The 20,632-nt window shown below is 58.5% G+C and carries 22 protein-coding genes and 1 pseudogene; 14 read left to right on the top strand and 9 right to left on the bottom strand.

Features of this window, described 5'->3' with window-relative positions; all coding sequences use genetic code 11:
* Nucleotides 1–389 precede the first annotated feature (389 nt).
* Nucleotides 390–737: a hypothetical protein gene (locus RPF88_RS31445; RefSeq protein ID WP_063170798.1), complete on the top strand. Its 348-nt coding sequence runs from the start codon at nt 390–392 to the stop codon at nt 735–737.
* A gap of 439 nt (nt 738–1,176) precedes the next feature.
* On the top strand, nt 1,177–1,674 hold the full coding sequence (locus RPF88_RS31440; protein ID WP_337124019.1) for a metallophosphoesterase family protein: 498 nt from the start codon (nt 1,177–1,179) through the stop codon (nt 1,672–1,674).
* A gap of 248 nt (nt 1,675–1,922) precedes the next feature.
* Here the strand turns inward: RPF88_RS31440 and RPF88_RS31435 are convergent, their stop codons facing one another.
* The gene (locus RPF88_RS31435; protein ID WP_127368947.1) at nt 1,923–2,354 is read right to left on the bottom strand and encodes a hypothetical protein; all 432 of its coding nucleotides are present in this window, start codon (nt 2,352–2,354) and stop codon (nt 1,923–1,925) included.
* 187 nt (nt 2,355–2,541) lie between these two features.
* On the opposite strand from RPF88_RS31435, the gene RPF88_RS31430 reads away from it, so the two are divergent.
* The 5 genes from RPF88_RS31430 (at nt 2,542) to RPF88_RS31410 (ending at nt 5,200) form a co-directional block, all read left to right on the top strand.
* Nucleotides 2,542–2,847, top strand: a complete 306-nt coding sequence (locus RPF88_RS31430) for a hypothetical protein (protein ID WP_127296085.1) — start codon at nt 2,542–2,544, stop codon at nt 2,845–2,847.
* Nucleotides 2,848–2,976: 129 nt separating this feature from the next.
* Nucleotides 2,977–3,225 carry a hypothetical protein gene (locus RPF88_RS31425; RefSeq protein ID WP_337124018.1) on the top strand — a complete coding sequence of 83 codons (249 nt, stop codon included), beginning with the start codon at nt 2,977–2,979 and terminating at the stop codon, nt 3,223–3,225.
* Complete coding sequence (locus tag RPF88_RS31420) at nt 3,222–3,485, top strand: hypothetical protein (RefSeq protein ID WP_127368945.1); 264 nt, start codon at nt 3,222–3,224, stop codon at nt 3,483–3,485. Before RPF88_RS31425 ends, RPF88_RS31420 begins: the two co-directional genes overlap by 4 nt.
* A gap of 971 nt (nt 3,486–4,456) precedes the next feature.
* On the top strand, nt 4,457–4,666 hold the full coding sequence (locus tag RPF88_RS31415; RefSeq protein WP_337124017.1) for a hypothetical protein: 210 nt from the start codon (nt 4,457–4,459) through the stop codon (nt 4,664–4,666).
* Nucleotides 4,667–4,888: 222 nt separating this feature from the next.
* Nucleotides 4,889–5,200 carry a hypothetical protein gene (locus tag RPF88_RS31410; RefSeq protein ID WP_127413105.1) on the top strand — a complete coding sequence of 104 codons (312 nt, stop codon included), beginning with the start codon at nt 4,889–4,891 and terminating at the stop codon, nt 5,198–5,200.
* Between the two features lie 244 nt (nt 5,201–5,444).
* On the opposite strand, the gene RPF88_RS31405 is transcribed toward RPF88_RS31410, so the two are convergent.
* The 3 genes from RPF88_RS31405 to RPF88_RS31395 form a co-directional block, all read right to left on the bottom strand.
* Nucleotides 5,445–5,816 (bottom strand): nuclear transport factor 2 family protein, encoded by a 372-nt coding sequence (locus RPF88_RS31405; protein WP_337124016.1) that lies wholly within the window; start codon nt 5,814–5,816, stop codon nt 5,445–5,447.
* Between the two features lie 105 nt (nt 5,817–5,921).
* On the bottom strand, nt 5,922–6,536 hold the full coding sequence (locus tag RPF88_RS31400; protein ID WP_127413106.1) for a class I SAM-dependent methyltransferase: 615 nt from the start codon (nt 6,534–6,536) through the stop codon (nt 5,922–5,924).
* Nucleotides 6,537–6,713: 177 nt separating this feature from the next.
* Nucleotides 6,714–7,028, bottom strand: coding sequence for a glycine zipper 2TM domain-containing protein (locus tag RPF88_RS31395; protein WP_127368942.1), 315 nt, complete (start codon nt 7,026–7,028; stop codon nt 6,714–6,716).
* 265 nt (nt 7,029–7,293) lie between these two features.
* Between RPF88_RS31395 and RPF88_RS31390 the strand changes: the two are divergent.
* The 4 genes and pseudogenes from RPF88_RS31390 to RPF88_RS31375 all read left to right on the top strand — a co-directional run.
* A pseudogene (locus RPF88_RS31390) lies at nt 7,294–7,620 on the top strand (recombinase family protein); the annotation flags it as partial.
* Between the two features lie 133 nt (nt 7,621–7,753).
* Entirely contained in the window at nt 7,754–8,863 is a 1,110-nt protein-coding gene (locus RPF88_RS31385) for a recombinase family protein (RefSeq protein WP_337124015.1), read from the top strand.
* Nucleotides 8,863–9,750: a plasmid partitioning protein RepB C-terminal domain-containing protein gene (locus tag RPF88_RS31380; protein ID WP_127388417.1), complete on the top strand. Its 888-nt coding sequence runs from the start codon at nt 8,863–8,865 to the stop codon at nt 9,748–9,750. The genes RPF88_RS31385 and RPF88_RS31380 overlap by 1 nt, the downstream gene beginning before the upstream one ends.
* Nucleotides 9,747–10,637 carry a plasmid partitioning protein RepB C-terminal domain-containing protein gene (locus tag RPF88_RS31375; protein ID WP_127413107.1) on the top strand — a complete coding sequence of 297 codons (891 nt, stop codon included), beginning with the start codon at nt 9,747–9,749 and terminating at the stop codon, nt 10,635–10,637. Before RPF88_RS31380 ends, RPF88_RS31375 begins: the two co-directional genes overlap by 4 nt.
* 179 nt (nt 10,638–10,816) lie before the next feature.
* Here the strand turns inward: RPF88_RS31375 and RPF88_RS31370 are convergent, their stop codons facing one another.
* The 3 genes from RPF88_RS31370 to RPF88_RS31360 all read right to left on the bottom strand — a co-directional run bounded on the left by RPF88_RS31370 (nt 10,817) and on the right by RPF88_RS31360 (nt 14,339).
* Nucleotides 10,817–11,452: a hypothetical protein gene (locus RPF88_RS31370; protein WP_245461061.1), complete on the bottom strand. Its 636-nt coding sequence runs from the start codon at nt 11,450–11,452 to the stop codon at nt 10,817–10,819.
* A gap of 395 nt (nt 11,453–11,847) precedes the next feature.
* The gene (locus RPF88_RS31365) at nt 11,848–12,903 is read right to left on the bottom strand and encodes a sensor histidine kinase (protein WP_127369690.1); all 1,056 of its coding nucleotides are present in this window, start codon (nt 12,901–12,903) and stop codon (nt 11,848–11,850) included.
* Entirely contained in the window at nt 12,900–14,339 is a 1,440-nt protein-coding gene (locus RPF88_RS31360) for an ATPase domain-containing protein (protein WP_013525068.1), read from the bottom strand. Before RPF88_RS31360 ends, RPF88_RS31365 begins: the two co-directional genes overlap by 4 nt.
* A 241-nt stretch (nt 14,340–14,580) precedes the next feature.
* Between RPF88_RS31360 and RPF88_RS31355 the strand changes: the two genes are divergently transcribed.
* The 3 genes from RPF88_RS31355 (at nt 14,581) to RPF88_RS31345 (ending at nt 17,911) form a co-directional block, all read left to right on the top strand.
* Nucleotides 14,581–16,512 carry a hybrid sensor histidine kinase/response regulator gene (locus RPF88_RS31355; RefSeq protein WP_127371795.1) on the top strand — a complete coding sequence of 644 codons (1,932 nt, stop codon included), beginning with the start codon at nt 14,581–14,583 and terminating at the stop codon, nt 16,510–16,512.
* A 727-nt stretch (nt 16,513–17,239) separates the two neighbouring features.
* Nucleotides 17,240–17,623, top strand: a complete 384-nt coding sequence (locus RPF88_RS31350; RefSeq protein WP_337124012.1) for a hypothetical protein — start codon at nt 17,240–17,242, stop codon at nt 17,621–17,623.
* 42 nt (nt 17,624–17,665) lie between these two features.
* On the top strand, nt 17,666–17,911 hold the full coding sequence (locus RPF88_RS31345) for a DUF6894 family protein (RefSeq protein WP_063170814.1): 246 nt from the start codon (nt 17,666–17,668) through the stop codon (nt 17,909–17,911).
* Nucleotides 17,912–18,237: 326 nt separating this feature from the next.
* Here the strand turns inward: RPF88_RS31345 and RPF88_RS31340 are convergent, their stop codons facing one another.
* Both RPF88_RS31340 and RPF88_RS31335 read right to left on the bottom strand, forming a co-directional pair.
* Nucleotides 18,238–19,287 carry a chemotaxis protein CheB gene (locus tag RPF88_RS31340; protein ID WP_063170815.1) on the bottom strand — a complete coding sequence of 350 codons (1,050 nt, stop codon included), beginning with the start codon at nt 19,285–19,287 and terminating at the stop codon, nt 18,238–18,240.
* A 128-nt stretch (nt 19,288–19,415) separates the two neighbouring features.
* Nucleotides 19,416–20,384, bottom strand: a complete 969-nt coding sequence (locus RPF88_RS31335) for a manganese catalase family protein (RefSeq protein ID WP_024505775.1) — start codon at nt 20,382–20,384, stop codon at nt 19,416–19,418.
* Between the last annotated feature and the right edge of the window lie 248 nt (nt 20,385–20,632).

Below are 20,632 nucleotides of genomic sequence, written 5' to 3'. Positions count from 1 at the left end.
GTGCTTAAGGCTCGTCCGCCACCTTCGCCATCGCTGTGCCATTAAGCGGCGAAAAACGACGCGACCGCGCAGCCTGTTGGCGGCTGTAAAGCATCCGAGCGCAGTTCGTTCGGCCTCGATTGGCGCCTTTTGCAAAGCGCCGTGCAAGAACCGTGGCTCGGAGCAGGCCTTACCCGACTGGAGTCGATAGCGAGGAGAGGAGTGCTTCGTTCAAAATCCCGCCATCGTGCCAACTTGCGCGCTTGATTGTTCCATTTCAGCACGTGCGCCGCTGTCTCCATTTTTGCGACCGCTTGCCCGAAGTCGGGGTTCCTTAAAATCAAAGCGGCCGCCTCGCAACTTCGGCCGTAGTCGTACGTTGTGCGATTCACTGCGTAGGAGTTCACAACATGCCGATAACAACCCGGAAGCAAAAGAGCGACTTTGCCAATGACAAACCCATCCCCGAGGAGGATGCTGCCGTACTCGAGAGCATCGCCGGCCACGAGGATAGACACGGTGCGGGACCGGGCGTTTTGGGGTCCCACGACATCGAACAGCCGATCGGCGCGCAGCCTCGAAGCGAGATCACGGGCCGTCACGACGAGGGAGCCGGCGCAAATGAAACGGTCGACGGGTTGAGCGAGACCGAAGAGATGACCCGCAGCTTCGCGGAAGACATCCCCACGGGATTAAGCGAAGGAGATGATGAAGACGTTCCGGTTTTTGAGCGAGGGCGGACCAGAACGGATCTTTGAACCAACGACAATGCTTCGCCCGCCGGCTCGGTGGCGTGGCCCTTAGAAGCGCCTCAGACTGGCTCACCCAAAAAACGCACCGCCGATCCCTCCCCACGCCGGCATGGAATTTATACAAACCCAGGAACGACATCAGGCGGCGGCGCTCAGCAGATTAGCAGATCCGAGGGGGAACAACCCGCCACGGTGATGGTTCGGTGGCATCAAAAAGTGATTGGGAACGATGGGTAAGAAGCCCAAACAGCCCTCAGAAGCCACGGCGGATCGTGAACAGGCGATCGAAGCGCTCTACTTTGCGCGCAAGTGCGGCCTCACCAAGGAGGAGGCACTCAAGATGCTCAGGGAAGCCCAAATCAGGATCGATGATGGACCCAAAAGGAGCTCCGGCAACCGAACTTAGAAGCGATCGTCGATCGCTCGTCTCAGCCAGCGGCGGCGCATGATCTTCTTCACCTCCGACACGCATTTCAACGATCCCCGTATTCTGCGGCTTGCCCCCCGCCCCTTCAGTTCATTGGCGGGGCATGACCAAGCACTGATTGAACTTTGGAACGAGACTGTTGCTCCAAGCGACGAGGTTTGGCACCTCGGCGACTTCGCCAAGGGATCTGCCGAGACAGTGTCTTCGCTGCTGTCCCGTCTCCACGGCACCAAGCACCTGATCATCGGCAACAACGACGGCGTGGTAACGCTCGGCGCTTCGGCTTGGGCTAGCGTGCAACACTACAAGGAGCTAACTGTCGAGGGCAGTTTCCTGGTTCTTTGCCACTACCCGTTCCGCACCTGGAACCAGATCGGCAAGAATTCAATAAACCTGCACGGCCATTCTCATGGCCGGCTGAAGCCAATGACGCGCCAGCACGATGTCGGGGTCGACGCCTGGGATTTTCGCCCAGTGACTTTTGCTGCCATTCAGGCCAGGCGCCGCCGAGGTTAGCGCAGCAGATGGCCGAACGATCGACGTCGTCACGTGGTGATGCTAGCCGCAAAGAAGAATCCAGAATCCCACCCCAGGCGTATGCAGCCTTGCCTGGACTGCAGTAAAGCGGGACCGAGGAGCGCGCCACCCGTCTGCACAGCCGTCACTACCTTGGGACAGGCGTCGGCCCCGTCGTCACCACGGCGGAGCGCTGGCGCGCCAGTCGTTCATCTCGGAACGAGCTTCAATCGCCGTCCTTGGCGACCTCAGTGCCACATTCTCTCTCTAACCCACTTAAGAAACCTGTTCCCTCCGATTGACCGACGGACTCTAGCGGCAGCCCACTGCCCTCTGAACATGGTTCCGACATGGCAACTGCAGACGATGCCATGCAATTCCCCGTCAGACAGTTCGAAGAAGCGTTTTGCTTCCCCATAGGTGTCATCCTTCAGGCCCAACGCACGCAGTAGCGGGTCCTCGAAAGCCACTGTAATCGGCGAGCCCTCGCCGCGCGCTGCGTCGCGAGCTTCCCGCTTCAGATACTCAGTGCCGGTAAGCGCTCTCAGGCGTCGCTCGGGATGTTGTTCCAGCAACTCAGCCCAGCGCTCGATGCGCTGTTGGCGGGTCATGATCGGGTATGTCGACAGGGGTTCTACTTCTGCAATTGTCTGCAGTTGGCTTAGAGTTTGGTGTTCCATCGTCGGCTCCTTTTGATTGAAGTCCCTTCCCCACAAAAATTATCGCGCACCGAGGCGCTGACAAGAGCTGATAAGGCGGCCTTACCCGAGAATGGATCGCGATGACTGCGTGCTGACCTTCAGGAACCAAAGCGCGCAAACGATGTTTATTGACCGAAGGGCATCTTAATTCCTTGGAGAGTTGAAAATGAGAACCACCCTGATTCTGGGCGCGCTGGCCCTTTGCCTGGCCGCCCCTGCCGTGGCTTCGGCGGACTCAATCGTCATCACCACGAACAAGCATCACCGTCACCATAACAACCGCATTGCCGTCATCAACGAGGATGGAGCTCGCCTTCACCATCGCCGTCACGGCACGGAAGCCTTTTACGACAACGGCCAGCGCCATTGGCATCGCAAGCACCATCGCCGCGATCACGTGGTCGTCACCACGGGCTCGATCGAACGCCGCCATCACCGGCGCCACGTGATCATCGAGGACAACGACGACTAAGATAAGTCGTTTGCCTGGCTCCTGTTAAAAACTGGGAGCCGGGTCGCGATTGCTCTTGTTGGCCGGAACCAAACAGAACAGACGTACTTTATCGGTCGAAGGGACCGCAACCGAATTGGAAGCGCAACAATGGCTGAAAGACTTGATTTCGAACTTGGACGTGCAAGGTTACGCGTCAAACGAGCCGAGAAATCGCTGTCGCGCGCGAAGGAGGAAACGGACCGGGAAAATGGCGTCGCGGTCAATATTGCCTTGTGCTGCAGGATTCGGGCAGCCCGACACTGCGTTATGGAGGCTCGGGAGCGCCAGACCAGCATCGTTACGGGGCGTCATCAAATGACCTCCTATCGCAATGAAACGGAGGATTTGTCGTCATGACAATATTGTTTGAGCCGCTGGACTCGGACTATCACAAGCGCAGCGTGCTTTATCACGCGACGCGGTTGTCGATGCTACACGATCGAATGCTGATGCGTTTCGACAAGGTAGACGAAGCGGCCGATAAGGTTGAAGCCGCAGCGGCCGTGCTGGTCGATATCACCCACGGCTCTGCCGTCGAGGCGTTCCAAGACTCGGTGTTGCGGAATTCGCCGGCAGGTTTCCTTCGGATGGAAACGGGTCAGACCCTCGGGCTCTGAGCTGCGAGGAATGGCGCAAGCGCTTCCGCAGCTATGAGGGCCGACTAGCGAGGTCGCGCATCACGCGCCCGATGGGCGGGCTCTCGCGCGCGCTCAGCCACGCTTGCATAGGGGTCCAAGGGGCCGCTCAGAACCCTGCCACGTTTCGACAGCGTACGCTCTTCGCCCGTGGAGACCGGCCCGGGTCGTCCCCACTTCACGCATATGCCACCTTTCGGTGGCCATGCGGATGCCCCCGTGTGCACGCTCTCGGCGTTCGATGCTTTCGCTCGCCGTGAATCGCTTCTCGGTCGGCTATTCACGAGCTGCGCCACAGCGCGGCGGGCATGCTGTTGTCGGAAATTCGCCGGCAGCTATCCACCACCACCAACGGATCCTCCTCTGACCCGAGGTGAGCAGGACATTGGAATTACCCGGTGCTGCGCGACAAGCACGCGTACCTCCAGGCACTGCACGACCGGCGCAATGCGCAACAATCTAGGCTCAGCCCTTCAACGAAGTCGCGGTGAAGGACGCAAGGACAACGGTGCATACGTGGCGACCAGCCTTGAAGCGACGATTCAGGATTGCTCCTGAATGCGCTGAGCACCGTCAATGCAAGGCCGCGAGCCTTACTGGCGGCACAATCGATATGATCCGGCTTGCGAGGCTCGTTCGTGATGATGGAACAAGGCACGATGAGCGGGCACGTACGCTTCAGTGCTCAACCAGTGCGGGTTAAGGACCGAGCGAAGCCGTGTGCCCGTTGAGGGTGGCTGCAGCATACTCTGACCGACTTCTCGCGGGCAACGTCAAGACAGGAATGGATTCGTGCTTGACATATATGTTCCCTTTTTGTTCACTGCGCATGCCGGAGAGGCCGCCCGCCAGACTTATGCTGATCATCGCAGTCCACATAAAGGCGCTCAAACGGATAATGCTGCTCAATGGCGCTCACTACATCACGCCTACGACACGCAAGGAGAACCGAGATGGGAACGATGTACCTGGACGCCGAGGCCAAAGCCGAGCTGCACTCTGAAGCCGTGAAGCTTATCGCCCGCTACGACAGCCCACTTGAGACCGTGAAGGCGCTGATGACCTACAACTGCGAGCTAGAGACTCAGATACTCGCTATAGCCCACAGGCATCCGGGGTTAGTCTCCATTGGCTATGACGATACGCCCCCCGTCGTGGGATGACTGCGTGGACATTGCGAACTGATCCCGTCCCGCCCTACGATGACGACGATAGCGCGGATGAATGGAACGAGTCCTGACGCACTCGCGGCGCTCTGCACGGCAGGGCAAGGCCGGAGGACGAAATTGCCCATAAGCTGGCCGGATGCGACTTGGTATTACGATCCCTTGCGCGACAACCGGCAGTGTGAATTGTTCCCGGCGTGACAGGAGTGCTCTTTGGCCATGCATGACCTTATCGCTTTCATTCAAAGCAACTCTGCGCTGGTGGCGACTAACCCGCTGGCTTTTGCTACGTCTGCCGTATTGTTCGGCGGCGGCGGCTTTGCCGTTGGGCGCTATTTCCTTGCGGAGCGAATTGCCAATCTGGAAAGCCGGATTGCGAGGCGGGACGAGGAGATCACGGACCTGAAGGCCAAGCAGAAAGCACCGGAGCGGGAAGTCCCTGTGCCTCTGTTCGAGATGACAGAGATTCTTCCCCCTGCGCCACCCAACTTTAACCGGCTGTTGGTGAAAGACACCCTGCATGTCAAATAATTGCTCTCCCAACCCAAAGCCACCAGGCTGATCGCAACCACGGCCTTCGACAATGAGACCGGCGACCTCCAACCCATCGTCGGGCCGGGCAGAGCTGCCGAGTGGACAGAGCGATGCGCACTGCCAAGACACTGGCGGACAAGCATGCTGGCGTCATTGCGTGGTCGCGCGAGGCTAACCCTAGGTGGGTGAATATGGCGGTGGATGCGGGACGACGAAAAGATCAGACAGGAATTGGCAACCCCTACTCCACGATCTTCCAATATGAATCCTTGCGGATCACCTTTCCGTCGCGAAATGTGTAAAAGTCGCAACCTTGAACTTCCTTTTTGACGCCCTCGCGGGTGGTGCCGGTGAGGGTCCATTTCGACATGCCCGTGTTGGCAGCCTCGTCCGCAAAGTGCTGCCCACTGCCGTAATGCACATCGGGCAAACCCTCAAAGCGTGTCGCAAGCGCGTCTCGCACGCTGCGCTTGCCCTCGAAGCGCGTTCCCCAAGGCTCGACGCCCCTTGGCATCTCCAGAACGCAGTCGTCGGCAAAGAACGCCATAATGCGACCGAGGTCGTGCGCGTTGAAGGCCTCGCACAGCTCCGTCAATGTGGCTCGAATGTCCATTCGCGAGGCTCCTCGAATTTCGAAGTAGGTCACTGGCGGCAGATCCGGTCAAGTGTCCAGCCAGACACCCTGGCTATGACCGGGATGGAGCGCGGCTTCCGCCACTCACCCCTTCTTAGCGAACGCCCAGACCATCAGCGGGTATTCCTCATCATTACGGAGATCCCGCCACAGGCCATAGGCGCGGACCGGGCCGCCGATATGGGCCCTCGCGCAGGCCTTGTTGCCCCAGCCGTGGACCTTGACGTTGACTTCCGCGAAGCCGCCCTCGACCATCAGCTGCTTGAGGCCGGCGGGCGTCCACCGGTTGTAGTCGTGCGGCCTAGCGTGGACGCGAAACAGGAAGGGTGTCGCCACCATCGCCCAACCGCCCGGTCGGGTCATGGCGTGGATGTTTTCCACCGCCGCCTGCGGCCGGCGCACATGCTCCAGCACCTGGTCGGCGATGACGATGGAATATTGCTCGTCGGTGCGGTCCCTGCAGATGTCGAAGGCGGGGAAATCGACCGAGCGGTAATTGGGGCACATCGCCCGCCAATAGCGGTTCCAGCCGGGCGAAATCTCGATCACGTCGGCAGCCTTGCGGTTGCCGGCTTCGAGAAAGAGCGTGAATGCCTCGATCTGGCGGATGCGCAGCCAGTTGCGGGAATCGTAGCCAAGCAGCCGCTTGGCTGCCTGTTTGCCACGACTCTTCAGGGTGCCGGCAAGGCTATCAGTCATAACGACCTCCAGAACCCCGCCGTCCTTGCTGGTAGCACTATGTTATGGGCAAAAGATGACAACGCAGCGCCGCCGCCGGCGGCGCGATCAGAAAAATGTACGACCAGGGCTATTTCCCTACAACGGAACCGTTCCCATTGCCCACTTAGGACAACGGATGGGCAGACTACCCTCTGCTTAATAATCGCCGTTATAGTACCTGTCGTCGCACGGCGCCGTGTAGATGCGGCCGCGGCGGTCCTGGTAGCGGCACATCTGTTCGCCGCGCCGTTGCGGCGTAGTGGCCGAGCCGACGACGGCGCCGAGCAGGGCGCCGCCGGCAGCGCCGATGAGCGTGCTTTCGGTGTTGCCGCCGATGGCCTGACCGACGAGGGCGCCGCCGGCGCCGCCGATCAGAGCGCCAGTTCCGGCCCGCTGCTGGCCTTCGGTCTGCGCGCACCCCGCCAGTGCTGCGGTCATCAGCACGGTGGCTATGGCTTTGCGAAAATTCATCTGACGTCTCCCTTGAATGCCTGAAATCCCTATGGCTCGTCCCGTGCGGCCGCAATGCGGCGGAACGGGGGCACGAGCCCTCACGATAAAAGACATGGTTTCTCGGGTATTGATAGGAGTCTGCCTGCTATTTTCCGCGCTTCTCGGTTTATGGCAACAAGTCTCATTCGATACAAAGTGTCGATCAATGTGTAACGGGATTGTAGCCTCATACCGCTAGGATTGCCGGTCCAAGCGGACGTTCAATCTGCCTTTCAGGCACTGAATGATGGAACAGGCGCACACGGTCCGTCGACCTGCTGAGAACGCACAACGCGTGCGCGCAGCTCAATACGTGCGAATGTCCACTGACCACCAGAGCTACTCGATTGACAATCAGAAGGATGCAATCCGTGAATTCGCGGATGCGATGAATTACGACATCGTGGCCACATACGAGGACGCGGGTCGCAGCGGCTTGAATCTTGAAGGTCGCGCCGGCCTGCAAAGGCTGTTGGCGGATGTCGAAACGAAGAACGCAGATTTCGAAATCGTCATCGTCTACGACGTGAGCCGCTGGGGGCGATTCCCGGACCCCGATGAGAGTGCGTCGTACGAGTATCGGTGTCGCGTTGCCGGAGTGCGAATTGAATATTGTGGCGAACAGTTTGCAAACGATGGCAGCATCGGATCAGACCTGCTCAAGGCGATAAAGCGCACGATGGCGTGCCGAGCACAGTCGGGTGTTGTCGGTCAAGGTGTTTGCCGGCCAGTCCAGGCTCATTCGAATGGGATACCGGCAGGGAGGGTCGTCCGGCCTGGGCCTGAGGCGCCGGCTCATCGACCAGCATGGGCGCACAAAGATCATGCTCGCTCTCAAAGAGTACAAGAGCCTCCAGACGGACCGGGTTATCCTCGTGCCTGGACCACCTGATGAAATTGCGACGGTGCGCTGGATCTATAATGAATACGTGAAGGCTGGTCGGACCGAGCTTCAGATTGCGCGGTCGTTGAATGCCAAGGGAGTGGTCACCGATCTCAACCGAGCGTGGAAACGCGAATCCATTCACCAGATACTCAGCAACGAGAAGTATGTGGGCAACAACGTCTGGAACCGGCAGTCCTTCAAGCTCAAGCAAAGGAAGGTGACCAATGGTCCTGCCCAATTGGTGCGCGCCGATGGCGTTTTTGAACCCATTGTAGAGCGTAAACTTTTCGAACGGGCTCAGGCCATAGCCGACGCCCGCTCATCTAAGATGAGCAACGATCAGATGTTGGTTGTGCTCGCCCAACTTCTGAAGAGGCGCGGTACCCTTTCAGGCCCGATGATTGACGCGGCGGCTGACTGTCCGCCAAGCAGCCGCTATAGGAAAAAATTCGGCAGTCTGCTGCGGGCCTACAAGCTCGTTGGATACGATCCATCTCAGAACTATCGATTTCTTGATATCAGAAGGCGGCTTCGTGAGATCTTCGCAGAAGTCGTGCATACGACAATCGCGACCATCGAGCGGGCGGGCGGAACTGCGGTGCGTCAGAGTGCTCTCGGCGTGCTTCGCGTCAACGATGAATTCACCGTAGCCATTGCGATGGGTCGCTGTCGCAACACGCCATACGGCTATCCTCATTGGGTGGCCTCTGCGCAACGGGGTCCCGCTGCGGACGTGAAAGTGGCCATCCGCATGAGCCCGGATAACCAGACGATCCTCGACTATCTGATTGCGCCAGCAAATGAGATTGGCGGGAAGCCCTTAAACTGCGCCTTGAACAAAAGGCTGGAATTCAACACTTTCTTCTACAAATCGCTGGATCCGCTGTTCGCCTTGGCCGAACGCGACGCCATCTCGGCCGCTCGCTGATGGTCACCGCCAACAGACCAATCTCGCTCCTGCGCCTTGACGCGATCAACATCACCAACCCGCGTGCGCGAGGCAAGAAATCCTTCCAGGACATTGTCGACAGCATCAAGAGCGTCGGCCTGAAGCGTCCCATCACGGTGACCACGAGGAATGTCGACGAAAGCGCTTTCACGCACGACCTGGTGTGCGGCCAGGGACGGATCGAGGCCTTCAGGTTGCTTGGCCAGACCGAGATTCCGGCGTTTGTGATAGAGGCAACTGACGCCGAGGCGCTGCTCAAAGGCTTGGTGGAAAATTGTGCTCGCCGGTATCACACCGCTTATGACCTTCTTCGCGACATCGGCCGGCTGAAAGAAAGCAACTATTCGGACGCCGACATCGCAGAAAAGATCGGTCTTTCGACCGAATATGTCAGAGGAGTTTCACGCCTCCTGTCGCAAGGCGAGCAGCGCCTTCTGCGGGCCGTCGACTCCGGCCAGATCCCGCTGTCGGTAGCAGTCGATATTTCCAGCGCAGACGAGCCCGGGATCCAGGCTGTTCTTCAGCTTGCCTATCAAAAGAACCAGCTGCGTGGTCATAAGCTTGTGATAGCGCGCCGCCTCATTGAGAACCGCCGCAGGCGGGGAAAAGGCCTGGGAACGTTCCTGCCAGAGCGCACGAAAAATCCTTCAGCGTCAGCGTTGATCAAGGCTTTCAAAGCGGACACGGACAGGAAACGCATTCTGGTCCGGAAAGCGGATGCGACGCGAAACCGCCTGCTGTTTGTAACACACGCCTTGCGGCAGCTGTTGGCAGAAGATGCATTCCAGGACCTTCTTGCGGCGGAAGGACTGAACACCCTTCCACGAAACCTGGCGGCCAGGATCAGCAGGGTTGAGCCCGCATGACCATAGAGCATCCTACCCTTCCGGACGTAAAATCCGCTTTTGAGCGTGATACAATCCGCCTTCGGCTTGAAGACATCCAGCCGCTTCACCTGATCACCGAAAGCACCAAGGGAACCCCAAAATACCAACAGGTCAGGTCGTCCGTTCGCGAGATCGGACTGGTGGAACTGCCCGTAGTCGCAAGGGACAAGGACACGCCTGGAAAGTACCTCTCGGTCGACGGACACATGCGCATTGAGATCTTGCGGGAGATGGGCATCACTGAGGTTGATTGTTTGATCGCCAACGATGACGAGGCGTTCACCTACAACAAACGGGTAAGCCGGCTCGCGACGATCCAGGAACACTTCATGATCCTGAAGGCCATCGACAGCGGCGTCCCCGAAGAGACCATCGCGAGAACCCTAAATGTCAACATCGGCCAAATCAGGCTCAAAAAGCATCTGCTAAAAGGGATATGCCCGGAAGCGATCGACATGCTCAAGGACCGCTTCGTTCCGACCAACACGTTTATCGAACTGCGAAAGCTGGCAGCCGTGCGTCAGATCGAGGCGGCGCAACTGATGATCGCCATGAACAAGTTCTCCATCAACTACGCAAAGTCGCTGGTCGGCGCGACCGCGCCCTCACAGCTTGCCAATACGTCGCAGCCGAAAAAGCTAGCCGGACTGAGCGATGCTCAGATCGCATTGATGGAGAACGAATCAACCAAACTCGATAAGGAATACCAGCTTGTCGAGGAGAGCTACGGATCCGACCACCTGGATCTGGTGGTGGCCAGGGGGTATGTCGGCCGGTTGCTGGAGAACGCGCGTGTCGTTCGATATCTCGCGCAGAATTTCCCGGAGATTCTCTCGGAATTTCAGAAGATGGCCGTTGCTGGCTGAACCACCTGTCTAGCTAGTTTCTGCGAAGAGGCATTGCCGCCGACATGGTCGGCAATCGGCCGATGAGCACTCCTTGCCGCTTATTTGCGAAAAAAGATTTTGATAGCCACCTTAACTCGGCGCGCCCTGATTACGGCCGCGCCAATCGACGGCAACTGCTTGCCGCCTGCGCGGCCGTTTCAATCGAGGATGCCGGCCTTTCGCAGATATCCCAGGAGTCTGGTAGGGGCATCGTTGTAGCTGATAGATGACTGCTCGGCCATGCTCAGCGAGCACCAGGCCGCTATTTCGGTAACCAAGGCCTCGCCTCCATCGATGGGCGCCGAAACAAGGTGTCCGTCATTGCCCATAGCGATTGCAACGGTGCCGTCCGCACCGTATCCGATCGCCGCAATTCTTTGAAATCGCCGGTCGCCATCGACACGGACGTCGAACAGTACCGAGCCGGCAGTCTTTTCTGCCGCGTCTTCCACCCGTTCGGAAAACGGGCGATTCATGCAGCCTAGATTTGACAGCGACTGTTCAAACAAGACGAGTTCAACGTACTGCGCATTCATGATGCGACTATGGGCGCGCGGGAGCAGCCGGCAATCCTGCCGTGGCCATTTCACACAGGAAACCCGAGTTGGGCGGGCAATCGAATTTGACACAGGGGCATTGTCCTGACTGCCGAAAGCGGATCTTCTTTCCCGAACGTCGCTATTTCGAGTTGAAGGTTGCAGCGGCATGAGAGGGATCAGACGCTGGCCAAGCGTAAGGGTCTCGAACTGGACCTGCGCGAGGAGCTGCAAACGCCTGGCCAAATCCGGGTGCATTATCAGTCGCTTTACGCCGCCGACACCAACAGTATGACGGGCGTCGAAGCCCTCGCACGCTGGCCTAGACCGGGTGCATTGGCCGATCGAGACCTGGCAGTGAACGTATCGGATTGCAACTGAACAATCCGAGCTTTGCCACGAAAGTGTCGGCATCTTGTAGGAAACGCAAATGGATCCGCGGCGGCTCGGTTTGGAGTTTACGGAAAGCACGCTCTCCCAGCGTCCGACGGAATGCCCGCGCAAGCTGGCTGCGACCAGCTACAAGGCTTTTTACTTTCCTGACCGATGCCGAACCAGAAACTTCAGGATCTCTTCGACGACGGATCAAGGCGGGCGCCCGCCTGACAATGCGATTATGTGATTTCCAGACGGTCCACAGGGCGCTGCCGCGATCAGCCTAGCCGTTCATCGGGTGCAAGGCGGGAGATTAGGCCGCAAATCGAGAAACGCAGCCCCTCCGGCGCAAAGTCGAGATCCGGAGGCTGTCCGAACAGGCTCGTCAAGGCAGCGCGCATATAGCGTGTCCCATATCCCACTCGCGAGGGCTCGACTACCGTTGGTCCTCCTGCTTCGGTCCATCTCAACGCCAGCACTGGTTCCGAGCTCGACGCTATATTCCATTCCAGGCGTATTCTGCCTTCGGGACGGGACAAGCCGCCATATTTGATGGCGTTTGTCGCTAGTTCATGAAGTGAGAGGGCAAGAGTTGTGCCGGCATCGCGCGACAGCAGCACCTCGGGTCCGTCGATCGTGATGGCAGCTTGTTTCTTGGAAAGGTATGGCGCGAGGACCGATTTTGCGACATCCGTCAAGGCCACGGTCTCGCCACCGGCAGCAAAAACTGCAGAATGAACATCCGACAAGGCTCTCAATCGCCCTTTGAAGTCTTCTGCAAGCCCTTCTGCCGAGATCGCACCGCGCCTGGTCATATCGAAGATGGATATGACGGTCGCCAGGATGTTTTTCACTCGATGATTTAGCTCAAGGCGGAGTTCCGTCTCCCGCTCAAGATAGTCACGCACGTCGCGCTGGCGAATTCTGGTGAGGAGTGCCGACTGGATTCCGCTTATCAGTTCGAGCGCAGCCACTGGACGCTGATAGTATATCTGGCGCGAACGTGGCCAGGCAGCACTCAGCGCCGCTTGGATGCGTGACTGTTGTGCCCCACGGTCCAACAAAACAACGATTGGAATTTCCGACCAATTGGGCTGCGCCTGAAGGAAACCTTCAACTGTTGCGATCGCCTGAGGATTCAAGGCTTCGTGGGTGACAACCAGCACTCCAGGAGACAGTGCAAGCAATCCCTCTAAGTCCTCGGGGCTCGCCGCTCGAGCCCGTAAACCACGTTCCTGCAGCAGGGAGGCGGTGTAACCAGCATCCTTGCGGTAAGGCGCCAAAATGAGCACCCAATCCAGTGTTCCCAGCCCGTTTCGCTCGACGTCGCTCACGTCTCGGGCAGAGGATTGTAGGCAACCACGGAAACGCCGGAACTCGCGATGAAAAGTTCCCGGACATCGAGATCGTGGGGACCGTGGCGTTTCTTGACAACCGTGATATTGCGCCTAAGGCGGCCTTCATGCTCGGACATGCGCAGCAGAAGCACGGTGTCGCCGAGAAAACTGACGTCCACGTCGATCCCAACATTCTGCCCGAGCAAACCATGCTGGGCGACAATGAGCATGGTTAGCACGTCAGCGCGAGCGAGATGTTTCAGGAGAGACTGGATGTCCAGCACCGCCTTTTCCCGGTGGGGAAGAGAATTCAGATAGCCGGTGAAGCTGTCAATCACGACTACCCGGGTATTGTTGCGACTGACGACTTGCTGCACAATCTGGCCGAACTCTCCGGGCGAGATTTCGTTCGGACTAAAATCGTAGATGACGAGTTGGCCGTCCTTGTAGAACTGCCGAAGATCCATCCCAAGGCCTTCGGACCGGCGAAAGAAAGTCTCCAGCCGCTCCTCAAACAGGAACAGGGCCACGCTCTCGCTCCGTTGAAGCGCGGCAGTGGCGTAAAGCGACGACATCGTCGACTTGCCTGTCCCCGACTGACCAATCACGAGCGTTATGGTTCCCGATTCCTGGCCGCCGCCGAACATCTCGTCGAGAGCGGCTACCCCTGATTTGATCAGTTGCGGCTTGGTCACTTCGGCAGGCGACCCGGGCACAATCCTCGGAAACACCACAACGCCTTCACCCTCGCGAATGGCCATATCGTGATAACCGTCTGCAAACGGCACGCCGCGCATTTTGCTGACTTCAACACGCCGGCGCACGCCGCCGTAATCCTCGAGAGATTTATCAAGCCGGATCACGCCGTGGGCAATGCCCTCGATTTCCTCGCCATTGTGATCGCCTCCGCTGGTCTGGGTGTCGAGCAACACTGCCACAATGCCCCGCTTGGCCAGGAAGGCCTTGAAACCAATCAGCTCGCGCCGGAACCTCGGTGTGTCGCCGGTAATCAGCCGGATCTCGAGCAGCGAGTCATAAACAAGCCTGTGTGGCTTGTGTTCTTCAATCGCGCGTTCAATCGCCTTGCGCGTCTCATCCAATCGAAGGTCCGCAGTCTGGAAAATCGTCTGATCGGCCGCTCCGCTCAAGGTCTCCGAAGCGGACAATTCCTCAACGCGGATGCCATCAAGCGTCCAGCCGTGTGAGGACGCAATCGCTTGCAGTTCGGCGGCGGTTTGCGAAAGGCTGACATAGATGCAGCGTTCACCGGCTGCCACACCAGCGCGCAGGAATTGCAACGCCGCGGTCGTCTTGCCTGCGCCTGGATCGCCTTGCACGATGTAGAAATTTGAAGCGGGCAATCCACCGCGAAGAATTTCGTCCAAGCCGGCAATGCCGGAACTTACAACGGGCTGCTTCTTTCGCTCGGTCATTCCGCCATCGTCTCCAAACAGGAATCGCAAGCCGCCAGTATCACAGGTTCGAAGTAGAACTGGGTGGAGCGATCGGCGGCCCGGCCCGGTATCTGAAATTCCAATTTCTGTAACGGCCGCGCCCCCGTCAGGCAAGTAGCTCGTTGCAGGCCACGGCAGTCACGGCCTGTGCCACAGCGCGCACGCCTTCCCATCGTCTGTGGAACCATCCAAGACGCCAGCAGTTTCACAGAGTTAACAAATGAACGGATGGGGTATGATTCAAGGGACCGTCGATAAAGCCGATGAGGATCGCTACCGCGTTCTCGTCGAGGCCGTTACTGATTATGCGATCTATATGTTGGACCGTTCGGGAACCGTGACGAGTTGGAACGCGGGGGCCGAGCGGTTCAAAGGCTATTCCGCGAGCGAGATCATCGGTCAGCATTTCTCGTGCTTCTACACGGAGGAGGATCGCGAAGCTGGTCTTCCATCGCGGACTCTGGAGACAGCAGCCCGCGATGGCAAATTTGAGACCGAGGGCTGGAGGGTTCGTCGCGACGGGACTCCTTTCTGGGCTCACGTTGTGGTTGATCCTATACTCGATCCAAGCGGCAAACTAACCGGCTTCGCCAAAGTCACCCGTGATCTTACCGAGCGCAAGAAAGCGGAGGAGGAAATCCGGAAAAATCAGGAGCAGTTCCAGCGTCTGGTTCAGGGCGTGACGGACTACGCGATCTACATGCTTGATCCTGAAGGCGTAATCACGAGCTGGAACTCGGGTGCAGAACGCATCAAAGGTTACTCGGCCGACGAAATAATCGGCAAGCACTTTTCGCAATTCTACACGCCCGAGGATCGCGAGCGAGGCAGTCCGCAAAGTGCCCTGGAGATCGCCGCCCGTGAAGGGCGAGTTGAGCGCGAAGGCTGGCGTATACGCAAAGACGGCACTGCGTTCTGGTCCCACGTGGTCATCGACGCCATTCGGCACGAGGATGGCGAACTCCTGGGGTTCGCGAAGATCACACGCGACATTACGGAGCGGAAGAAGGCGCAGGAGTCCCTGGATCAGGCACGTGAGGCCCTTTTCCACTCCCAAAAAATGGATGCGATCGGCAAACTGACGGGCGGCGTCGCTCACGATTTCAACAATTTGCTGATGGCGATTCTGGGTAGTCTTGAGCTGCTCCGCAAACGGCTTCCCGACGATCCACAATTGCTGCGTCTTCTCGACAACGCGGTGCTCGGCGCGCGACGGGGAGCGTCCTTGACGCAGCGCATGCTGGCCTTTGCCCGGCGGCAGCAACTCGATCCAAAGCCTGTCGATTTGATAGGGCTCATACACGGAATGAAGGATCTCTTGGAACGATCGCTGGGCTCAAGGGCGATCATAGAGACGAAATTTCCGCTCTCGCTTGATCGTGTGATGGTTGATGAAAGTCAAATCGAACTCGCATTGCTCAATCTGTGCGTCAATGCCAGGGACGCGATGCCTGGCGGCGGAACGATCGTCATCTCCACTCGGATGGAACAGGTCGGCGAAAGCAAAGAGGCTGGCTTGGCCCCGGGCCCCTACGTCTGCCTCTCGGTAGCAGACGCTGGCGAAGGAATGGACGAAGAAACACTAGCTCGGGCGACAGAACCGTTCTTCACCACAAAAGGCGTAGGCAAAGGCACGGGTCTCGGTCTGTCTATGGTCCATGGGATGACAGAACAAATGGGCGGGCGCCTGACGCTTAGGAGCCGCAAGGGAGCAGGAACGACGGCGGAACTGTGGCTGCCGGTGGCCACCGCGAGCTCGGAAGTCGCGCGCGGGCCGGATGTTCTTGCCGAGGAAGCCATTGAGACGGCGTCGCTGCGGATTCTGGCAGTGGATGACGATGCGCTGGTCCTTTTGAATACCGCGGCAATGCTCGAGGATCTCGGCCATACTGTCGCGGAGGCGCATTCTGCGGCGGCAGCCCTCAGGTTGCTGGAGGAGCAGCCGTTCGACCTCGTCATAACGGATCATGCTATGCCGAAGATGACGGGCCTGCAGCTATCGAATACGATCAAAGTCCAGTGGCCGAACGTACCCGTCATTATAGCAACGGGCTACGCCGAACTCCCGGGGACTCGCGACATCAAAATTCTCAGCAAGCCGTTTACTGAAGAAGAATTGGCGAACGCAATAGCAGCCGCTAATGTCGCGTAGGGTCGCCTTAGAGACCACCCCCTTTGAGTTCCTTGATGCGTTAAGCTGGGATAAGATCCTCCAATATTTTTCTCTGAGAGTACTTGCGAAGCGGCAACCTGCTCGGCGGTCAGAAGGGAGTTTTCTATGGAAAGTGTACGTTCAGGCAGCCGATTCGTGCGAGAGGACGACTTCGTTCTTCGAAAGATCGCTTTGGTCGCCTGCCCTACCAGCCTATGCCGCACTTTAGCTCCCGGATCTAACTTGCAAGGATTGGGAACCCGCGAGGCGTTGTTCTCGCAGTCGCGCAGTCAAGCAGGAGTGCGGACAGGCCTACCCAGCAGCTAAACAGAAAAGCGCCGGCGCTGGGTCTTCACCGGGGCTAAGGGCATGTACGAGCTACCCTGCATGTCCGAGTTTCAGCCTGCGCTAATATTGTAAATGAATGACTGTGCGCACCGACTTCTCCGGGTCGTTGCGTTTGGCGTCACTGTGGTTCCCGAAGGGCCGATATACTCCACCAGCGCGAGGCATGACCGCTCAGATTCTGTTGGTCGGCGCCAACGTTCGCGCACCTCTGCGCCGGCCGCCGCGGCACTTTGAGGTGAAGTGCCGCTCACCGGAGCTAAAACCCAGCAATTGGCCGACAATCGCCGAATAGCCGATTGGTTGAAAACGTACAGCGAATCCGTTGGGGTTATGCTGGACAACAGGGTAAACAATTCCTTTCGCTGGAAGGGAGGCCGCGATGGTTCGAACGCATTTAGAAGTTGCACAAGGCGTAATCGCAACCGGCTATCTTGTTCGGCATAATTCCATGATCGGAACTGCCAAGTTTCGCCAAGACGTGGATCGTTCAAGGCGCGCAATCGAGACATCGCGCGAACTGCTCAAACGCCTTCGCCAACGTCACCACGATGACATGGCGCGAGGGTGGGAAGATCCGGGCGTGGCAAGCTTCGCCGTCTCCGCCTTTGACGCCGACATTCTCCGATCGGCATTCCGAGAGTTGGTCAGGCAAACGGGTGTGCCTGAGTATCAATGGCGTGATCTGGCCACGAGCCTGGTACATGAATTCACCGGGTGCGAGCAGATGGAAACCGGCCTGGTGGATTGGATCACCAGCAAGTAGCGCTACAAGGAAACCTTTTTGGGGGCTCGGAATTAGGGTCGCATGGCCCGCTTCTTCTTTGATTTAACCGACGATGGCGAAGTCTTTCCCGATCCTGAAGGAACCGAAATTGCGAGCCGGGAAGCCGCTGAAGATGAGGCAGCAAGAGCGTTGCTTGAAATAGCCAAAGACCGGATGCCGGACGGCACTTTCAGAGAGGTTGCCATCGATGTCCGCGATCACACCAGCAAGCTCCTATTCTCCGTGAAGGTCACGTTCGAGTTGGTGCGTGAGCCGCCCGACGGATGAGGACGCGGCCCTAGCTATTCATTATGGCTGCGCACCAACGCCAGCGGCATGCGGTCGCTGAGGCTGCCATCATTGCTTTCGAACTGCAAGACGCCTGAAAATGCGATTGGCGCCTTCTGCCGTCGAGGTAGAAATGACGTCGTCCGCCTGACGCTAATGTGACCTAATATCGTTGTTTGCCGCCGGCATTGAAGGATGTTTGAAGAATGACTCGTGTTGACCACCCTCGCTGTCTCTGTGGGGATCATGGTTTCCGGCAAGTCGCCAACCCCGTACTGTGAGCCCCGGACCGAAATAAGGTCATGGTTGTCGGGGCGTGTGTTTTGTCACGGCCTTCGACGATGGATAATTTCTTCAATAAGTTTCGCGTCGGCTTCGTGTTCCGCGGCCCGCGTAGCCATTTGGCTGGCCAAGCTATGTCTTTCCCGAGCGGCTTCTCGTTGCGCCGTCCGTTTCGCCAACTCGGCCCGCTGCTGGTGCGCTCTTAGAAGGCTCCAAAGGGCCTGTTCCGCATCGTCCGCCTGGGCCTGCATCAAAACGTCCGCTCCGAATGCATGTCCAGTGTGACAACGGTAACGGGTAATCGGCCCGTCTTCGATCTCCCAAAGCGGTCCGTGACATTCGGGGCAGACAAATGTCGAGGGGATGCCAAGCTGGCGTTCTGTCTGTTCCATTGTGCTGTGCTCCTGAGCAGCAATCGCAGCCTCAAGGCGGATGACAGGCGGGATTTCTGGTGTCGGCCCTGCGAGTTCGGACGCAAGCCTGCGCAACAGGCCAGCCATTTCGGACAGGGCGACGCAATGGTCGACTTCCACATTCTGCAAGGCGCTCAGCGGCATATCGGGTACTGCAGCGTCGTCGGGATCTTGAACCACGCTGACCCCTCCGCAAATCTTGATGGCGCGCAAGCCGGCGGTCCCGTCGGAGAGGCTGCCCGTGAGCACGACACCAATCACGCTGCCGCCAAAGCTGCAGGCCGCTGATCGAAAAAGGGGATCGATGGCAGGGCGCGCCAAATTCTCCCGCGGCCCGCGCCGCAGCAGCATGTGATCATCATGTAAAAGCAGGTGAGCTCCGGGCGGTGCAACGAAGATGTGCCCGTTTTTAACCTTCGTGCCGCTGGCGGCATTCGCTACGGGCATGTTGGCAGCGCGACCGAGAATGTCGCCGAGGTAACTCGTGAGACCGACGTGCTGTACGATGAGGAGGGCCGCCGGAATGTCCGGCGAAATATCCCGGACAAGTCTCTTCAGCGCGTCGAGGCCCCCCGCCGAGGCTCCGATTGCGACAATGCACCGGTTCTCGCAACCGTAGGCACGGACCTTCTCCGACTGCCCCGCATGTTCCGACTCTGATCGTGGTGCGGCGGTGGCCATATGTGCTTCACCCACTCAGCAAATAGCGAGCACTCCGGCCAGTCCGCTGCTGCCAGTCGGATGCCCCTGCTTTCGTCGTTAGCTTCCTGACCCCGAACATAGTTGCCCGCAATGACGTCAGCTCCAAACTAACGCTTACGTGCGCGTTTGACAGCAGCCTCGGCCACGGCCGGGGCCTCCTGAATGCTTGCCGCGCCGCCAAAATCCGCGTTCTTGGTTCGGCCAGCTCCCGGACCGGCACCTAGATCAGCGCCCGTGATCGGATCGGACGCCGGATCAGAAAGAGTACGGTCGGCCATCTTGGCCACCACCTTCATGTCTCTGGCGCCCATTTTGACGGTTGCCAAGCCGTCTCCGCCGTCGACGGGCATCACCTCTTCAAGGTCATCGATCCGATCCCACTCTTCGCCGGAATTCCATGGACCATTGGTATCGCCGTCACCTTGAGAGGTGTTGACGTACATGCTGGCGTACCTCTCGATGCCCGGGAGCTTGCCTGACGGGAAATTGTTTTCGATGGCGTAGAGTGCTTTCTCAAACGACTTTTGATGAGCGATCTCGCGTGTCATCAGGAAGCCGAGCGCGTCCTTGATGCCCGGATCATCGGTGATGTTGATGAGGCGTTCGTAAACGATCTTGGCGCGCGCTTCAGCGGCGATGTTCGACCGCAAATCCACGGTAGGTTCACCGCGTGAGTCGACATAGGCCGCGGTCCAGGGAACGCCGGCTGAGTCGCACAGCGCGGGAGCACCGCCAAACAGGATGGATTCCTTGGCTGTCGTACCGCTGGCGCCGATCATCATATAAAGGTCCGCTTCTTTCATCTGGCCTTCGGCAAGTTGTGCCTTGAGCCCCTTGTTCAGCATGGTGACGATCGATCCCACCACCTCAAGGTGGCTGAGTTCTTCAGTGGCTATGTCGAGCAACATGTCGCGACGGCCAAGATCATCCTCGCCGAGGCCTTGCGTGAAATAGCGCATCGCCGCGGCAAGCTCACCATCGGCGCCACCGAATTGTTCCATGATCATGCAGGCCAGGCGGGGATTAGGCTCCGAAACGCGGACGGTGTATTGCAGGCGCTTGTTGTGCATGAACATTGGCAATCCTCCAGGGGGTTGGGTTGCCCAACATCCGCCTGCGAGGATTGTTCCATATTGCATCGAGTGACGCAGTGGCCGATCCGCGAGGCCATGGCGCGCTAGGGGTGAAATTCGTGTCGGGACGCACATCAATGAGCGCCTCCAGATGGGAGAAAGACTGGTCGCGCACGTTTTCCTCCGGGTACTGGAACGAACATGTTGTCGGGACTAACCCACGATGAAAGCGGCGAAAAAACTGCTGAGGC

It is taken from the genome of Mesorhizobium sp. ISC11, assembly GCF_037162595.1.
In the GTDB taxonomy this organism is placed as follows: domain Bacteria; phylum Pseudomonadota; class Alphaproteobacteria; order Rhizobiales; family Rhizobiaceae; genus Mesorhizobium; species Mesorhizobium ciceri.
Note: the sequence above shows the minus strand (reverse complement) of the source record. Positions and strands in the feature narration are given on the sequence as shown.

Coding starts and splice junctions, on each gene's coding strand:
- RPF88_RS31370 (WP_245461061.1), bottom strand. CDS start 11,452: ATGCACCCGGATTTGGCCAGGCGTTTGCAGCTCCTCGCGCAGGTCCAG.
- RPF88_RS31415 (WP_337124017.1), top strand. CDS start 4,457: ATGGGAACGATGTACCTGGACGCCGAGGCCAAAGCCGAGCTGCACTCT.
- RPF88_RS31380 (WP_127388417.1), top strand. CDS start 8,863: ATGGTCACCGCCAACAGACCAATCTCGCTCCTGCGCCTTGACGCGATC.
- RPF88_RS31430 (WP_127296085.1), top strand. CDS start 2,542: ATGAGAACCACCCTGATTCTGGGCGCGCTGGCCCTTTGCCTGGCCGCC.
- RPF88_RS31350 (WP_337124012.1), top strand. CDS start 17,240: ATGGTTCGAACGCATTTAGAAGTTGCACAAGGCGTAATCGCAACCGGC.
- RPF88_RS31335 (WP_024505775.1), bottom strand. CDS start 20,384: ATGTTCATGCACAACAAGCGCCTGCAATACACCGTCCGCGTTTCGGAG.
- RPF88_RS31345 (WP_063170814.1), top strand. CDS start 17,666: ATGGCCCGCTTCTTCTTTGATTTAACCGACGATGGCGAAGTCTTTCCC.
- RPF88_RS31425 (WP_337124018.1), top strand. CDS start 2,977: ATGGCTGAAAGACTTGATTTCGAACTTGGACGTGCAAGGTTACGCGTC.
- RPF88_RS31445 (WP_063170798.1), top strand. CDS start 390: ATGCCGATAACAACCCGGAAGCAAAAGAGCGACTTTGCCAATGACAAA.
- RPF88_RS31360 (WP_013525068.1), bottom strand. CDS start 14,339: ATGACCGAGCGAAAGAAGCAGCCCGTTGTAAGTTCCGGCATTGCCGGC.
- RPF88_RS31410 (WP_127413105.1), top strand. CDS start 4,889: ATGCATGACCTTATCGCTTTCATTCAAAGCAACTCTGCGCTGGTGGCG.
- RPF88_RS31395 (WP_127368942.1), bottom strand. CDS start 7,028: ATGAATTTTCGCAAAGCCATAGCCACCGTGCTGATGACCGCAGCACTG.
- RPF88_RS31405 (WP_337124016.1), bottom strand. CDS start 5,816: ATGGACATTCGAGCCACATTGACGGAGCTGTGCGAGGCCTTCAACGCG.
- RPF88_RS31375 (WP_127413107.1), top strand. CDS start 9,747: ATGACCATAGAGCATCCTACCCTTCCGGACGTAAAATCCGCTTTTGAG.
- RPF88_RS31340 (WP_063170815.1), bottom strand. CDS start 19,287: ATGGCCACCGCCGCACCACGATCAGAGTCGGAACATGCGGGGCAGTCG.
- RPF88_RS31355 (WP_127371795.1), top strand. CDS start 14,581: ATGAACGGATGGGGTATGATTCAAGGGACCGTCGATAAAGCCGATGAG.
- RPF88_RS31440 (WP_337124019.1), top strand. CDS start 1,177: ATGATCTTCTTCACCTCCGACACGCATTTCAACGATCCCCGTATTCTG.
- RPF88_RS31435 (WP_127368947.1), bottom strand. CDS start 2,354: ATGGAACACCAAACTCTAAGCCAACTGCAGACAATTGCAGAAGTAGAA.
- RPF88_RS31400 (WP_127413106.1), bottom strand. CDS start 6,536: ATGACTGATAGCCTTGCCGGCACCCTGAAGAGTCGTGGCAAACAGGCA.
- RPF88_RS31420 (WP_127368945.1), top strand. CDS start 3,222: ATGACAATATTGTTTGAGCCGCTGGACTCGGACTATCACAAGCGCAGC.